This is a genomic window from Bacillus sp. SYZHCR11 (genome assembly GCF_057196865.1).
The window spans coordinates 382331-396994 of the sequence record NZ_JBXUND010000003.1; the positions used below are offsets into that span (position 1 = coordinate 382331).

Consider the following 14664-nt stretch of genomic DNA (forward strand, 5'->3'; position numbering starts at 1 on the left):
TTGACATGAAGAAAATCGGAATATTCGGGGGCACATTTGACCCTCCGCACAACGGACATCTTCTGATGGCTAATGAAGTCCTTCATCAGGCGGAGCTCGATGAGATTTGGTTTATGCCCAATAAAATCCCGCCGCATAAGCAGAATGAAGACTTTACAGACAGCCGGCACCGGGTGGAGATGCTGAAGCTTGCCATCAGCTCTAATTCCTTCTTTAAGCTTGAGCTTGCGGAAATGGACCGTAAAGGCCCTTCTTATACCTATGATACCGTCCGTTTACTGAAGGAGCGGCACCCGAACGACAAGCTTTTCTTTATTATCGGGGCGGATATGATTGAATATCTGCCGAAATGGTACAAACTGGACGAACTGCTCACGCTCATTCAATTTATCGGAGTGCGGCGCCCGGGGTATCATATCGAGACCCCGTACCCTCTGCTTTTTGCCGACGTTCCGGAATTTGACGTTTCGTCAACGATGCTTAGAGAACGTCTCAAAGCAAAAAAGCCGACGCAATACTTAATGCCGGATAAAGTGAGGCAGTATATAGAGGAGAATGATTTATATGAATCGTGAGGAAGCACTTGCCTGCGTCAAAGAACAGCTGACCGAGCATCGCTACATCCACACAATCGGCGTGACAGATACGGCGGTTATTCTCGCAGGCCGATTCGGAGCAGATCCGAAAAAAGCGGAAATGGCGGCTATTTTTCATGATTATGCGAAATTCCGGCCGAAAGAAGAAATGAAGCAGATCATCGTGCGGGAAAAAATGCCGGCTGAGCTCTTGGATTACAATGCCGAGCTGTGGCATGCCCCTGTGGGAGCGTATTTGGCTGAGAAAGAAGCGGGGATCACTGATCCCGAGATCTTAGATGCAATCCGCTATCACACGTCAGGGCGTCCCGGAATGACCCTTTTAGACAAAGTCATCTACGTTGCGGATTACATTGAACCCGGCCGCCAGTTTCCCGGAGTGGAAGAGGTGCGCCGTCTGGCGGAAACAGATCTGAACGAAGCGCTCATACAAGCGATGAAAAATACAATGATATTTCTGATGAAAAAAAACCAGCCGGTCTTTCCGGAGACGTTTGCAACCTATAACTGGCTGGTGTCTCAAAAACGACAGGAGGAATATGGAAAATGAATCAAGCTTCCGTATTAAAAATCGCGGCAAAAGCATGCGACGATAAACGTGCAGAAGATATTTTAGCGCTGGACATGGAAGGAATCTCACTTGTAGCGGATTACTTTTTAATCTGCCACGGGAATTCTGATAAACAGGTTCAGGCCATTGCGCGCGAAATTAAAGATCAGGCAGAAGAAAACGGCATTGATGTCAAAAAGATGGAAGGGTTTGATGAGGCCCGCTGGGTTTTAGTTGATCTCGGCGACGTCATTGTCCACGTTTTCCATAAAGATGAAAGAAGCTACTATAATCTTGAAAAGCTATGGGGCGACGCGCCGCTCGCAGAGCTTGAACTCGGCTTAAACTCATGATTTACCAAGGCTTCGCCGGTGTATATGACGAGTTAATGTCCCATGCGCCGTATGATGAATGGGCGGGCTGGATCGAAGCGTCTCTTCCGGAAAAGGGAAGGGTGCTTGATCTTGCCTGCGGAACCGGAGAAATATCCATCAGGCTTGCTGAAAAGGGCTGCGAAGTCACGGGGATTGATTTGAGTGAAGATATGCTGAGCTGTGCCCAGCAGAAAAAAACAGGAAAGCCGATTCTTTTTCTCCAGCAGGATATGAGAGAGCTTTCCGGTTTTGAAGAACAGTTTGATGCCGTAGTCATCTGCTGTGATTCCCTAAATTACTTAAAAACGAAAAATGATGTCTTAAGCACCTTCAAAAGTGTTTTTCAAGTTTTGAAGGAGGGCGGCCTGCTTCTGTTTGACGTCCATTCCCCGTATAAAATGACGGAGCTTTTTCCGGACAGCACCCATGCGGATCAGGATGAGCAGATCAGCTATATCTGGCAAAGCTTTGCCGGCGATGAAGAGCTTTCTGTCATCCATGATATGTCCTTTTTCGTATGGAACGGACAATCTTATGACCGCTATGACGAGACGCATGAGCAAAAAACATTTTACATTGAAGAATATAAACAAATGCTTGCAGAGACCGGATTTGAATTGAAGAAAGTGACGGCTGATTTTACAGACCGGCCTCCTTCAACAGAGTCTGAACGTCTTTTCTTTACGGCAGGCAAACCAAAAACCATCGTTTAAACGGAACGATGGTTTTTAAAATGCATTTTTTGCGATTGGCGCGATAAAGCTCTTTATGGCATACTCAGTTACACGTGAAATTGCTTCTTCACTAACGATATATCTTCATCGTATTTGTCATGTGTACGCTGAAAGACACGATTGAACATATCCTGAACACCGCTTTCGAGAGCCTTCAGTCCTTCTCCGGTGACGCCGCCTTTTACGCATACTTTTTCCTGCAAGGCGGGAAGCGTGTAATGCCCCGTTTCAAGAAGCTTTCCGAGACCGACAAGCATTTCTGTCGACATAATCACGGCTTCTTCTTTGGTGATGTCCGTTTCTTCCACTGCCGCGTCAATAAAGCGCTGAACGAGATAACTCATAAAAGCGGGCCCGCAGCTGACAATGTCTGACGCCGCTCTTGTAATGCCGCTGCTGATTTCCACAGGTTTTGAAATATGAGTGAACAGCGTTTGAATATCCGCTTTTGCAGACTCGCTGCAGCTTTTGCCGAACGTAACAAGCGAGACGCCGGCCAAGGCGCGGTTCGTAATGCTCGGAATGACGCGGGCCGTCTGACACGGAACCGTATGTTCAATCTGATCCGTCTGAACGGGGCTGGTAATGGAGATTAAAATGTGATCTTTCCGTAAATGCGGTGTGAGTTTTTTCAGCAAAGGATATATATCCAGCGGTTTTACACAAATGAATATGATTTCATTATTCTGTACGAGCTTTTCCTGATCCTCGGTGACGTGGATGCCGCTGAAACGTTCTTTTAGTTTTAATGCTTTTTCGATTGTTCTGTTTGTGATGGTGATATGTGAGGGATCGGCAGCGTTTGATTCGATAAACGATTCAATCAGGATCGTTCCCATGTTTCCGGTGCCGATAAAGCCTATTTTCAATGAATTCCCCTCCTTTTTCCCTTAATCCTCTAAACCTTATGCGGGGAGGCAATGCAATATGACGAAAGCGATGATGACGGAGCGGATGCGGCGGAACCTGAAAATTCTGGGCGCTTGTCTTGCGGCAGGGGCGGTTTTTATCTGTATTTGGCTGTTTCGTTCTGAAAAGGAAGAGCCGGTCAAACAGCAGTCCGTGCTCGGTCAAACAGCCTCCGCATCCGTCGCGGACAAAAAAGACACCGCAGACGATAAGATTATGATTGATGTGAAAGGAGCGGTCCGAAATCCCGGCGTGTATGAAATGAAAGCGGGAGACAGAGTGACGCAAGCCATTGAAAAAGCCGGCGGCCTGAAGAAAAAGGCGGATGAATTGAATGTTAATTTAGCAGAGCAGCTGCAGGACGGGACGATTGTTTATATTCCGAGTGAAGGCGAAGAGGAGAATCATCCGAAAACAGCAGTTGGTGAAAAGGAGAATGCAGCTGTCAATATCAATACGGCATCTCTGGACGAACTTCAGGCGATTTCCGGGGTGGGGCAGAAAAAAGCGGAAGCCATTATCGCCTACCGAGAAGAAAACGGAAGGTTTCAGACTGCTGAAGATTTGATGAAGGTATCAGGCTTTGGAGAAAAGTCATTTGAGCGGATAAAAACTTCCATTACGGTAAAGTGAATTGACGGTTCTGCTTAAATCTATGTAAACTTAGAAAAGCAACAAGACTTTTTGGAGGGAACACTTGTGGAACGAATCTCATGGAATCAATATTTTATGGCGCAAAGCCATTTGCTGGCGCTGAGAAGCACATGTCCGAGACTGTCAGTCGGGGCAACCGTAGTCAGAGATAAGCGGATGATTGCCGGCGGATACAACGGCTCAATCGCCGGCGGCGTCCATTGCGCTGATGAAGGATGCCTTTTAATAGATAATCATTGCCAGAGGACCATACATGCAGAGATGAATGCGATTCTGCAATGTTCTAAGTTCGGTGTTCCGACGGAGGGCGCGGAAATTTATGTGACGCATTATCCTTGTATTCAATGCTGCAAATCAATTATCCAGGCAGGCATCAAAACGGTCTATTATGCCGAAGATTACAAAACACAGCCTTATGCAAAAGAGCTGTTCAGCCAAGCCGGAGTCAAGGTGGAGCAGGTCGAACTTGATGAAATGATCATCGATCTGAAAAACCGCGAAAAATTGTCTTTTGTCGCAGGTCTGATTCAGCAATTATCTGATGCGGGAGTTAAGGCAGATGAACTGAAAAAAATTCATGAACAGGCCAATGAGCTGTTTACCAGTTACGTATAAATGAAATATAAATACCTTCTTCTGCCTCTGGCGGCGGTTTCTGCAACTGCGGGAATTGCCGCCGCTCATGTCTTCTGGGTTCTGCTCCTTTTTCTTCTGTATCTTCTCTTTATTATGATAAAAACAAAGCAGCCTGCTCCGGTTGTTGTCTGCCTCGTTTCTTTTTGTGTTTATTTCTTTCTTTATACGGTTTGTGACGCTGCGAATGTAACGCGGTATCAGGCCGGCAGTTATACTGAACAGGCCGTCATCACTAATATTCCGAAGGTTGACGGAGCGAAAATGTCAGCCGTTATCCGTACACATGACAAGGAAAAATGGGCGGCTTCGTACAAAATCCGGTCTCTTGAAGAAAAGAGACGCATTGAACAGCTTGAACCGGGGATGCGCTGCACGTTTACAGGCTCTCTGGAACAGCCTGCACATGCGACGATTCCCGGGGGTTTTGATTATAAGGAATATCTTTACTCTCAGCAGATTCACTGGTTATTTACCGTGACTTCCATTCAGCAGTGTGAAAAATCCAAACAGCCGCTGTTTAAACTGCTGAGCATCAGAAAAAATTTGATTTCGATCATTCGGAATCACGTGCCTGAATCTTCCGCCGGAATTGTTGAAGCGCTGACCTTAGGTGAAAGATTTTCTATAGAAGACGATATACTGAGTGCATATCAAAATTTGGGAGTCATTCATTTAATGGCGATTTCCGGAATGCATGTCGGTCTTATTACGGCGGGACTATTTTATGCTCTGATCAGAATCGGGCTGACAAGAGAAAAGGCGGGGATGTTGCTGCTGCTGTTTTTGCCGGTCTATACGCTGCTGAGCGGTGCCGCCCCATCCGTATTGCGCGCATCCCTCATGCTGGGAGTTTATATCGCCGGAACTCTTGTTAAACGCGGCATTCATTCCTCTGCTGCATTGTCTCTGTCTTATCTGCTGCTCCTGCTGTTTAATCCTTACCTCCTTTGGCAGGCGGGCTTCCAGCTTTCCTTTGCGGTAAGCGCCTCTTTAATTCTGTCATCCTCCATTTTAAAGAAAGCAGGGAAAAGCAGACTTGCCGGGCTTGCGATGGCCTCATTCATCGCAGAGCTCAGCTCACTTCCGTTTCTTCTCTATCATTTTCAGCAAATTTCACTTGCCAGTTTTCCGATGAATATGGTGATGGTGCCATTTTATACGTTATTTGTCATTCCGGTTTCTGTCATCGGTTTCCTTCTTCTTTTACTTTCAAGGCAGATGGGAGAATGTTTGTTTAATATGTTTGACCTTGTGATGAAGCCTGTGCATGATTTCATTACATATGCGGCATCCGTTGATTTATTTACTATGATTGTGTTAAAGCCTGACTTTCTTTCCCTTCTTCTGCTTGCGGTTTCCGTTTTTACGCTTTTTGCGGCTTTAGAAAAGGGAGGTTTTTTAAAATTCAGGAAATCGGCTCTTTTTTTCTGCGCGGTTTTGGCTTATTTAATATGCCGTCCGTATTTCAGCCCATGGGGAGAAGCGGATATGCTTGATATCGGGCAGGGAGACTCGCTGTTTATAAGCGCGCCGCACCGCAAAGGGACCGTAATGGTTGATACAGGGGGAGTGATTGCTTATCCCGGAGAATCATGGAAAGAAAAACGCCACCCGTATTCTATCGGCGAGAAGGTTTTGATTCCGTTTTTAAACGGAAAAGGGGTGAAAAAGCTGGATGCGCTGATTTTAACCCATGCGGATCAGGATCACATCGGGGAAGCCGGAGTGTTAATCAAAAATCATAGAGTCAAACGGTTAATTGTCCCCGTGGGATTCGTAAAAGAACCGAAGGATCAGAACATATTAAATATGGCGAAAGAAAACAACATTCCCGTTGCCGAAGCAAAGCGGGGCGACACCATTACAGCCGGTGATCTTCAGTTTCAGGTGCTGTCTCCGGAGTCGTCTGACGGAAAGAGTAAAAATGATTCGTCACTGGTGCTTTGGACGGTTTTAGGCGGAGTGAGCTGGCTTTTGACGGGAGATTTAGAATCGGACGGCGAAACAGAAGTGCTGAAAACGTATCCGAAACTGAAGGCTGATATATTGAAGGCGGGTCATCACGGCAGCAAAAGCTCAACGAGTGAAGCCTTTTTGAAACAGCTTCAGCCGGAAGCAGCGCTGATTTCAGCAGGAAAAGAGAATCGATACCATCATCCGCACGAAGAAGTGCTGGATCGTTTGAAGGCGTACTCTGTCAATGTGCTTCGCACCGATATCAGCGGAACGATTCAATACAGATTTGAAAAAGGCGCCGGAACGTTTTCCGTCTTCCCTCCATATGATATAGAAGAAACCAGGGCGCAAGAAGTAAAAAAGACTGCCGATTGACAGCAGCCCGGAATGCGGCTAAGAGCCGATAAGATGGATGGCTGTTGCCATCACGAACAAAAAGGCGAAAAATCCGAAGGACACGACAAAACCGACAGCTGAGTCAACAGCATCATTTCGTTTGCTTTGAACGTTTTTTTCAAAATCATTCAATTTCATCCCTCCTGACTTCCCTAAGTATACTGGAATTGTTTTGAAAAATCTAGAAGTGATGGTAACGTTTTCTGTTCTTGTGATTATCGCCTTTTTACAAGCAGACCCGGGAGCTTGTGAATCAGGCGTTTATTATAAATGAGGAAGCTGTCCTTTTTAAAGCTTCCTCTTTACTATTTGCCGAACTCAATTTAGGATAGAAGGGGATCAAGAAAGAGAGGAAGTCATACGATCATGGTATTTGATGTTTGGAAAGCCCTGAAAAAAGGGGATGTCCGCTCCGTTTATTGCTTATACGGAAAAGAAACGTATCTGCTCCAAGAGACTGTCAGCCGGATCAGACAAGCTGTCGTTGATGAGGAGACTAAAGATTTTAACCTGTCTGTTTTTGATCTTGAAGAGGATCCGCTTGACCAGGCCATAACCGATGCGGAAACGTTTCCGTTTATGGGAGAGAAGCGGCTGGTTATCGTAAAAAATCCGTCTTTTTTAACAGGGGAAAAAAAGAAAGAAAAAATAGAGCATAATACAAGCGCTTTGGAGACTTACCTGAAGGAGCCTGCGCCTTATACGGTCTTTGTGATTGTGGCTCCGTATGAAAAGCTGGACGAACGGAAAAAGCTGACGAAAGCGCTGAAGCAAAAAGCCCTTATGATTGAAGCTAAGGAGCTGAATGCAAAGGAGACGACTGATTTTACGATTAATCTGGCGAAATCCGAAAATAAAACGATGGATACAGAAGCTGCCGAGCATTTGGTTCTGCTTGCAAACGGCCATCTGTCTTCCATATATCAGGAAATACAAAAACTCTCCGCCTACACCGGTGACAGACATGAGATCACGCTTGAAGATGTCCGGGAGCTTGTCGCAAGAAGTTTGGAGCAGAATATTTTTGAGCTGATCAACAAAATCGTGAACCGAAAACGGACGGAAAGTCTTCAAATATTTTATGATCTTTTAAAACAAAACGAAGAACCGATCAAAATTATGGCGCTGATCGCCAACCAATTCCGTCTGATTATGCAGACAAAGTATTTTGCGGGACAAGGATACGGCCAAAAGCAAATCGCTTCCAACTTAAAGGTGCACCCCTTCCGGGTAAAGCTGGCGATGGATCAGGCGAGGCTATTTTCTGAAGAAGAGCTGCGGCGTATTATAGAAAGGCTCGCAGTAATGGATTATGAAATGAAAACGGGGAAAAAGGACAAGCAGCTCTTGCTGGAGCTCTTTCTCCTTGAGCTTCTCCGGACTGAATGAAAAAAACGATCCCCGTTAAAGGGATCGTTTTTGTATTATGCAGAAAGTCCGTTCACTTGTTTCGCAAGTCTAGATTTGTATCGAGCTGCGGCATTTTTGTGTACAAGACCTGTTTTCACTGCTTTATCAATGCGTTTCGCTGCTTCAGAAAGAGCAGTTTTCGCTTTATCCGCTTCATTGTTAGCAACAGAAGCTTCAACTTGTTTGATTGCAGTACGCATAGCAGATTTGATTGTCGCGTTATGAGCGCGGCGTTCGTTGTTTGTTTTTGTACGTTTAATCGCTGATTTAATGTTTGGCATGTGTTTCACCTCCTAAGATACAACCTGTAGCACAGTGTCTTAAGGTTAAATCTTCTTCACAATAGAACAAATTGTATTCTATCAAACAGAACTTTAGATTGCAATATAAATGTAAAGTATTTTTCGTTGATGGGTAAATTCGCATGATTCGTTTTGTAAATGGCCACACTATGTACCACGATGATTGAAGGAGGTCTTTCCTGTGAAAAACAACGAACTGGATGTCAATCAATTTCTGATACGGACGGATTTAGCGGTAGAAACGAAACAGGCGGTAAAAGACGGACAAGCCGGTCAGACAAAAGAAATAAACGGGTTTATTGAAAAAGAACGCGACAAGGGCGGCATTAAAGTCAGAACCGTCGATATTACCAAAGAAGGCGCCGAGCTATCGGGGAAAAAGCAGGGACGCTATGTCACGATCGAGGCTCAAGCGGTTCGGGAACACGACTCTGACATGCAGGAAAAAGTAACGGAAGTGTTTGCCGAGGAATTTTCCGCCTATCTGTCGGCATTAAAGATTCCAAAGGATGCAAGCTGTTTGATCGTCGGTCTCGGCAACTGGAATGTGACGCCGGATGCGCTCGGCCCTCTCGTGACCGAAAACCTTCTTGTGACAAGGCATCTGTTCAGGCTTCAGCCGGAAAACGTGCAGGAAGGGTACAGGCCGGTCAGCGCGCTCGCTCCCGGTGTGATGGGATTAACGGGAATTGAAACGAGCGATATTATTCAAGGTGTGATCAAAGAATCAAAGCCGGATTTTGTGATTGCGGTAGACGCTCTTGCGGCAAGAGCCGTTGAAAGGGTGAACACGACCATCCAATTTTCTGATACGGGCATTCACCCGGGATCAGGCGTCGGCAATAAAAGAAAAGAATTAAGCAAGGAAACGCTCGGCATCCCCGTCATCGCAATCGGGGTACCGACTGTCGTTGATGCGGTTACGATCGCGAGCGATACGGTGGATTATATATTAAAGCATTTCGGCAGAGAGATGAAAGATGACAGCCCGTCAAGATCTCTGGTGCCCGCCGGAATGAACTTCGGCAAAAAGAAGGTGCTGACAGACGAAGACCTTCCCGGAGAAAAAGAACGCCAATCCTTTCTCGGTATTGTCGGCACACTGGACGAAAACGAAAAACGCCAGCTGATTCACGAAGTGCTCTCTCCGCTCGGCCATAATCTGATGGTCACGCCGAAGGAGATTGACACCTTTATTGATGATATGGCGAACGTGCTTGCAAACGGGTTAAACACCGCCCTTCATGAAAAAGTGTCACAAGATAACAAAGGTTCTTATAATCATTAAAATGGTTCTACCTCCTCTAGCTTGTTCATAGAGTAATTACTAGACAAGCGCTGGAGGGATTCAAATCATGAGAAAAAAACGCAGAAACCGTCAAATTGTCGTTGCAGTAAACGGTGGAAATGCGCTCAAGGGCATGTTTTTGTTTATGACAAGCCTTATCGTTATTTTCGTATTATCGGGTGTGCTCACATCGCTTCGCCCTGAACTGAGGCTTTCTTCGAATTCTCTTCACGGAATTGCCGGAGAACTTCCGGGTGACGCGTTTGCACACCTCCTCGGTATGGAAAATCATTATTTCGCCTCAGAGCTTCCTGAAAAAGACTCTTTTCAGCTGTCCCGGCTTTCCTTAAAACTGGCGACAAGCATTAATATGGAAGACCCGCGGAGTTTCTTGGGACGTGAGCTGCCGGGATTTGCCCAATACGATACGGAGATCCTTCTGGCGGGGCAGGGGACTGATTATACGAATATGCCTGCTGAATCCCCGCCGCCGTCAAAGGTGATGGAAAAAGAAAAAGAAGTGAACCTGGCAGAAATCGAAAACAAAACGAAAAAAGAAGAAAAGGCGCCGCCGAAACATTCAACAGGCAGCAAAAAAGTCGTTTTTATTTACCACACTCATAATACCGAATCCTATCTTCCTCTGTTAAAAGGGGAAACAAATCCGGATAACGCCCGCCATTCGAAGGCCAATGTCACGCTTGTCGGAGATATGTTCGGAAAAGCGCTTGAAGCGCAAGGTGTAGGAGCGACCGTAGATAAAACCGACATTCAGGCCCGCCTGAACAAAGACGGTTTAAATTATGCGCGAAGCTACGACGAATCAAGGCCGGTCGTAAAAAGCGCGCTCGCCAAAAATAAAAACCTGCAATATACCATAGACATTCACCGGGATTCCCGCCGCAAGAAAAATACGACAGCCGACATCAAAGGAAAAAGCTATGCCAGGGTCGCCATCGTCGTCGGCAAAAAAAGCGCTAATTTTGAAGAAAACTATAAACTCGCAAGTGAACTTCATAAGCTGATGGAGAAAAAATACCCAGGCTTAAGCGTCGGTGTTTTATCAAAAGGCTCTCCGGGAGATAATGGAGTGTACAACCAGGATTTAAACGACCGGTCGCTTCTGCTGGAATTCGGGGGCGTGGATAACAATCTTGAAGAACTGAGGCGCGCATCAGATGCCGTGGCCGATGTATTCAGCGAACTGTACTGGGATGCAGACAAGGTCAGCTCGCAATCAGGAGAGAAGAAAAAACAATAGAAATCAGGTGATGCAAATGATCCGTTTTACCGGCAAATGCCTGCTGATCGCTATTGTCATGTTTGTCGGCGTTTTGTTCGGCATGCAGCAGGCAAACAGCGGAATGCTTGATATGAAAGGATACAAAGATCCCTCCTTAAAAGGAGCATTCACGCTCGGCGGCGGAGAAGGACAGGAAAAAGAAGCTTCCATTTTGGGGCAAACCGTTACGGCGAAAGATCTGGAAGAAAAACAAAAACAGCTGGAACAGGCGGAAACCTTCAACCTGTTTTCAAAAGCCGGAGAAACCCTTTCAAATACCGTGACGGACTCGGCGCAGGCGATGTATGAGTGGGTTTCGAAACTGAACCGTTAGCATTGATGAAGAGAAAAGCGGATGATTCCTTAAAGGAAGCTTTTCTCTTTCTTGTTTTAATTGAATGTTTACAATCCTATTGATATAATCTAAGCTAGTGTATTTTGCGTTTAATAGTAGGAGTGATAGATTGTGACAGATAAAGAAAAGCGTTTAGAGAGGCAGTCAAGAATCCGGAATTTCTCCATCATCGCCCACATAGACCACGGCAAATCGACCTTGGCGGATCGGATTTTAGAAAAAACATCGGCGATCACCCAGCGGGAAATGAAAGAACAATTGCTTGATTCAATGGACCTTGAACGCGAACGGGGAATTACCATCAAATTAAATTCCGTTCAGCTGAAATACAAAGCAAAAGACGGAGAAGAATATATATTCCATCTCATCGACACGCCCGGACACGTCGACTTTACATATGAAGTTTCGCGAAGCCTGGCTGCCTGTGAAGGCGCGATTCTTGTTGTTGATGCGGCTCAGGGAATAGAAGCGCAGACATTGGCGAACGTCTATCTGGCGCTTGATAATGATCTTGAGATTCTTCCTGTCATTAATAAAATCGATCTTCCGAGCGCAGAGCCAGAACGTGTGCGTCAAGAGGTTGAGGACGTTATCGGCCTTGACGCTTCAGACGCCGTCCTCGCTTCAGCGAAAGCGGGCATCGGCATCGAAGACATTTTAGAACAGATCGTAGAAAAAGTGCCGGCTCCCGCGGGAGATCCGGAAGCTCCGCTGAAAGCGCTCATCTTTGACTCGCTTTATGACGCGTACCGCGGAGTCGTCGCGTATATCAGAGTCGTAGAAGGAACGGTCAAACCGGGCCAGAAAATTAAAATGATGGCAACCGGAAAAGAGTTTGAAGTCATCGAAGTCGGCGTCTTCACGCCGAAAGCGCAGCCGGCTGACGAATTGACAGTCGGTGACGTAGGCTATTTGACAGCCGCAATCAAAAACGTCGGCGACACCCGTGTCGGTGATACGATCACGAGCGCGGTTAAGCCTGCGGCAGAAGCGCTTCCGGGCTACCGCAAACTCAATCCGATGGTATACTGCGGACTTTATCCGATTGACACAGCCAAATATAATGATTTGCGCGAAGCTCTGGAAAAACTTGAATTGAACGATTCATCTCTTCAATACGAGGCGGAGACGTCACAAGCCCTCGGCTTCGGTTTCCGCTGCGGCTTTTTAGGAATGCTTCACATGGAAATCATTCAAGAGCGGATTGAACGGGAATTTAAAATTGACCTTATTACGACCGCGCCGAGCGTTATTTATGACGTTTATATGACGGACGGCGAAAAGATCATCGTGGATAACCCGTCAAACATGCCTGACCCGCAGAAAATAGAGCGGGTGGAAGAACCTTATGTCAAAGCGACGATGATGGTACCGAACGATTACGTCGGAGCGGTTATGGAGCTTTGTCAGGGGAAACGGGGCAACTTTATCGATATGCAGTACTTAGACGCCAACCGGGTCAGCATTGTATATGAGATGCCTCTTGCGGAAATCGTATATGAATTTTTTGATCAGCTGAAATCCAGCACGAAAGGGTACGCCTCTTTCGATTACGAGCTGATCGGCTACAAACCGTCCAAACTCGTCAAAATGGACATTATGCTGAATGCAGAAAAAATTGATGCGCTGTCGTTTATCGTGCACCGCGATTACGCATACGAGCGCGGGAAAGTCATCGTCGAAAAATTGAAAGAATTGATCCCCCGCCAGCAATTCGAAGTGCCCGTGCAGGCAGCGATCGGACAGAAAATCGTGGCCCGCTCAACCATTAAGGCCATGCGGAAAAACGTCCTTGCAAAATGTTACGGAGGAGACATCTCGCGGAAACGGAAGCTTCTTGAAAAACAAAAAGAAGGAAAACGCCGGATGAAGCAGGTCGGCTCGGTAGAAGTGCCGCAGGAAGCGTTTATGGCCGTTCTTAAAATGGATGACAGCCCGAAAAAATAACGGAAGCCGCCGCAGTCCCGCGCTGCGGCTTCTTTCTGTAAAGAAGAAGGTGTTTCAAAATGAAATCAGCTTATATTCATATTCCGTTTTGTGAGCATATCTGCCACTATTGCGATTTCAATAAATATTTTATTCAGAGCCAGCCTGTCGATGAGTACTTAAACTCACTCGAAAAGGAAATGATAAATACAATAGAACGGACGGGACGCCCTGATCTCCGCACGATTTTCATCGGGGGAGGCACGCCGACATCGCTCTCACCCGCCCAGCTGGAAAAATTGATGGATTCCATTCACCGCGTGCTGAAGCCTTCTGACGGACTCATAGAATTTGCCGCGGAAGCGAATCCGGATGATTTGTCTCCGGAAAAATTAAAAATCCTGAAAAATGCCGGTGTCAACCGGCTGAGCTTCGGTGTTCAAACCTTTGAAGATGAGCTTTTACAAAAAATCGGCAGAGTGCATAAACAAAAGGACGTATTCACTTCCTTTGAACGTGCGAGGGCTCTCGGCTTCGACAACATCAGTCTCGATTTGATGTTCGGCCTGCCGGGTCAGACGCTGGCTGATCTTGACAATTCCGTCAAAACAGCTTTGTCTCTTGATGCGGAGCACTACTCCGTTTACTCGCTGATCGTAGAGCCGAAAACGGTGTTTTATAATTTAATGCAAAAAGGCCGCCTGCATCTCCCGGCGCAAGAACAAGAGGCCGAGATGTATGAAACGGTCATGAGGCAGATGAGTGAAGCGGGCATCCGTCAATACGAGATCAGTAACTTTGCAAAGCCCGGATACGAGTCCCAGCATAATCTGACGTATTGGAGCAATGAAGCGTATTTCGGTTTTGGCGCAGGCGCTCACGGATATATCAGCGGCACGCGCACCGTCAACGCCGGGCCTGTGAAACATTACATGCAGCTCATCGAAGAAAAGGGGCTGCCTTACCGTGACACGCACGAGGTGACACGTGAGGAGCAGATTGAAGAAGAAATGTTCCTCGGTCTCAGAAAAATGTCCGGCGTACAAAAGCAAGCTTTTCTCGATAAATTCGGACGCTCGGTCGACGAACTGTTTCCCGATGTTCTCAAAGATTTAACCGAAAAAGGCCTGATCTGTGACACGGAAGAATCGGTTGCATTAACGCATGAGGGCAAATTATTAGGAAATGAGGTTTTTGGCGCTTTTTTGGGTGAGTTATAATTGACATTTTTCTTTTGGTTTGTTACTTTTGATATAGAATTAGCACTCGCTGACCTTGAGTGCTAACAGGGGTGAT

General features: G+C 46.3%; 15 protein-coding genes and 2 pseudogenes. 14 read left to right on the plus strand and 3 right to left on the minus strand.

Annotated features, from left to right (window positions below):
* Positions 1-5: 5 nt before the first annotated feature.
* Genes AC2CGA_RS13730 through AC2CGA_RS13745 form a run of 4 tightly spaced genes read left to right on the plus strand, consistent with a single transcriptional unit; the run spans position 6 to position 2233 of the window.
* Positions 6-575, plus strand: coding sequence for a nicotinate-nucleotide adenylyltransferase (locus AC2CGA_RS13730; RefSeq protein WP_003152860.1), 570 nt, complete (start codon positions 6-8; stop codon positions 573-575).
* A complete protein-coding gene (gene yqeK / locus AC2CGA_RS13735; RefSeq protein WP_014305452.1) occupies positions 565-1146 on the plus strand; it encodes a bis(5'-nucleosyl)-tetraphosphatase (symmetrical) YqeK in 582 nt (193 codons plus the stop codon). The genes AC2CGA_RS13730 and yqeK overlap by 11 nt, the downstream gene beginning before the upstream one ends.
* Positions 1143-1499, plus strand: a complete 357-nt coding sequence (rsfS, locus tag AC2CGA_RS13740) for a ribosome silencing factor (protein WP_003152864.1) — start codon at positions 1143-1145, stop codon at positions 1497-1499. Before yqeK ends, rsfS begins: the two co-directional genes overlap by 4 nt.
* Positions 1496-2233 (plus strand): class I SAM-dependent DNA methyltransferase, encoded by a 738-nt coding sequence (locus tag AC2CGA_RS13745; protein ID WP_014305450.1) that lies wholly within the window; start codon positions 1496-1498, stop codon positions 2231-2233. Before rsfS ends, AC2CGA_RS13745 begins: the two co-directional genes overlap by 4 nt.
* A gap of 68 nt (positions 2234-2301) precedes the next feature.
* On the opposite strand, the gene comER is transcribed toward AC2CGA_RS13745, so the two are convergent.
* Entirely contained in the window at positions 2302-3123 is an 822-nt protein-coding gene (gene comER / locus AC2CGA_RS13750) for a late competence protein ComER (RefSeq protein ID WP_003152866.1), read from the minus strand.
* A 58-nt stretch (positions 3124-3181) separates the two neighbouring features.
* Here comER and AC2CGA_RS13755 point away from each other — a divergent pair, with 58 nt between their 5' ends.
* The 3 genes from AC2CGA_RS13755 (at position 3182) to AC2CGA_RS13765 (ending at position 6784) form a co-directional block, all read left to right on the plus strand.
* Positions 3182-3796, plus strand: coding sequence for a helix-hairpin-helix domain-containing protein (locus tag AC2CGA_RS13755; protein ID WP_095318411.1), 615 nt, complete (start codon positions 3182-3184; stop codon positions 3794-3796).
* Positions 3797-3862: 66 nt separating this feature from the next.
* Positions 3863-4432 (plus strand): ComE operon protein 2, encoded by a 570-nt coding sequence (locus AC2CGA_RS13760; protein ID WP_003152868.1) that lies wholly within the window; start codon positions 3863-3865, stop codon positions 4430-4432.
* Positions 4433-6784: a DNA internalization-related competence protein ComEC/Rec2 gene (locus AC2CGA_RS13765; protein ID WP_484480218.1), complete on the plus strand. Its 2352-nt coding sequence runs from the start codon at positions 4433-4435 to the stop codon at positions 6782-6784.
* Between the two features lie 18 nt (positions 6785-6802).
* Here the strand turns inward: AC2CGA_RS13765 and AC2CGA_RS13770 are convergent, their stop codons facing one another.
* On the minus strand, positions 6803-6937 hold the full coding sequence (locus tag AC2CGA_RS13770) for a YqzM family protein (protein WP_003152870.1): 135 nt from the start codon (positions 6935-6937) through the stop codon (positions 6803-6805).
* Positions 6938-6977: 40 nt separating this feature from the next.
* On the opposite strand from AC2CGA_RS13770, the pseudogene AC2CGA_RS13775 reads away from it, so the two are divergent.
* Both AC2CGA_RS13775 and holA read left to right on the plus strand, forming a co-directional pair.
* Positions 6978-7132: pseudogene (locus AC2CGA_RS13775) on the plus strand (hypothetical protein).
* Between the two features lie 39 nt (positions 7133-7171).
* Positions 7172-8213 (plus strand): annotated as a pseudogene (gene holA, locus AC2CGA_RS13780) (DNA polymerase III subunit delta).
* Positions 8214-8229: 16 nt separating this feature from the next.
* Here holA and rpsT read toward each other — a convergent pair.
* Entirely contained in the window at positions 8230-8496 is a 267-nt protein-coding gene (gene rpsT / locus AC2CGA_RS13785; RefSeq protein WP_003152876.1) for a 30S ribosomal protein S20, read from the minus strand.
* 202 nt (positions 8497-8698) lie between these two features.
* Here rpsT and gpr point away from each other — a divergent pair, with 202 nt between their 5' ends.
* The 5 genes from gpr to hemW all read left to right on the plus strand — a co-directional run bounded on the left by gpr (position 8699) and on the right by hemW (position 14588).
* Positions 8699-9805: a GPR endopeptidase gene (gene gpr, locus AC2CGA_RS13790; RefSeq protein WP_139885323.1), complete on the plus strand. Its 1107-nt coding sequence runs from the start codon at positions 8699-8701 to the stop codon at positions 9803-9805.
* A 67-nt stretch (positions 9806-9872) separates the two neighbouring features.
* The gene (spoIIP, locus tag AC2CGA_RS13795) at positions 9873-11066 is read left to right on the plus strand and encodes a stage II sporulation protein P (protein ID WP_063174745.1); all 1194 of its coding nucleotides are present in this window, start codon (positions 9873-9875) and stop codon (positions 11064-11066) included.
* Positions 11067-11082: 16 nt separating this feature from the next.
* Complete coding sequence (locus AC2CGA_RS13800) at positions 11083-11421, plus strand: YqxA family protein (RefSeq protein ID WP_003152882.1); 339 nt, start codon at positions 11083-11085, stop codon at positions 11419-11421.
* A gap of 132 nt (positions 11422-11553) precedes the next feature.
* The gene (gene lepA, locus AC2CGA_RS13805; protein WP_013352938.1) at positions 11554-13389 is read left to right on the plus strand and encodes a translation elongation factor 4; all 1836 of its coding nucleotides are present in this window, start codon (positions 11554-11556) and stop codon (positions 13387-13389) included.
* Positions 13390-13448: 59 nt separating this feature from the next.
* On the plus strand, positions 13449-14588 hold the full coding sequence (hemW, locus tag AC2CGA_RS13810) for a radical SAM family heme chaperone HemW (protein WP_046559886.1): 1140 nt from the start codon (positions 13449-13451) through the stop codon (positions 14586-14588).
* The last annotated feature ends 76 nt before the right edge of the window (positions 14589-14664 follow it).

Coding starts and splice junctions, on each gene's coding strand:
- AC2CGA_RS13730 (WP_003152860.1), top strand. CDS start 6: ATGAAGAAAATCGGAATATTCGGGGGCACATTTGACCCTCCGCACAAC.
- yqeK (WP_014305452.1), top strand. CDS start 565: ATGAATCGTGAGGAAGCACTTGCCTGCGTCAAAGAACAGCTGACCGAG.
- rsfS (WP_003152864.1), top strand. CDS start 1,143: ATGAATCAAGCTTCCGTATTAAAAATCGCGGCAAAAGCATGCGACGAT.
- AC2CGA_RS13745 (WP_014305450.1), top strand. CDS start 1,496: ATGATTTACCAAGGCTTCGCCGGTGTATATGACGAGTTAATGTCCCAT.
- AC2CGA_RS13755 (WP_095318411.1), top strand. CDS start 3,182: ATGACGAAAGCGATGATGACGGAGCGGATGCGGCGGAACCTGAAAATT.
- AC2CGA_RS13765 (WP_484480218.1), top strand. CDS start 4,433: ATGAAATATAAATACCTTCTTCTGCCTCTGGCGGCGGTTTCTGCAACT.
- rpsT (WP_003152876.1), bottom strand. CDS start 8,496: ATGCCAAACATTAAATCAGCGATTAAACGTACAAAAACAAACAACGAA.
- spoIIP (WP_063174745.1), top strand. CDS start 9,873: ATGAGAAAAAAACGCAGAAACCGTCAAATTGTCGTTGCAGTAAACGGT.
- AC2CGA_RS13800 (WP_003152882.1), top strand. CDS start 11,083: ATGATCCGTTTTACCGGCAAATGCCTGCTGATCGCTATTGTCATGTTT.
- hemW (WP_046559886.1), top strand. CDS start 13,449: ATGAAATCAGCTTATATTCATATTCCGTTTTGTGAGCATATCTGCCAC.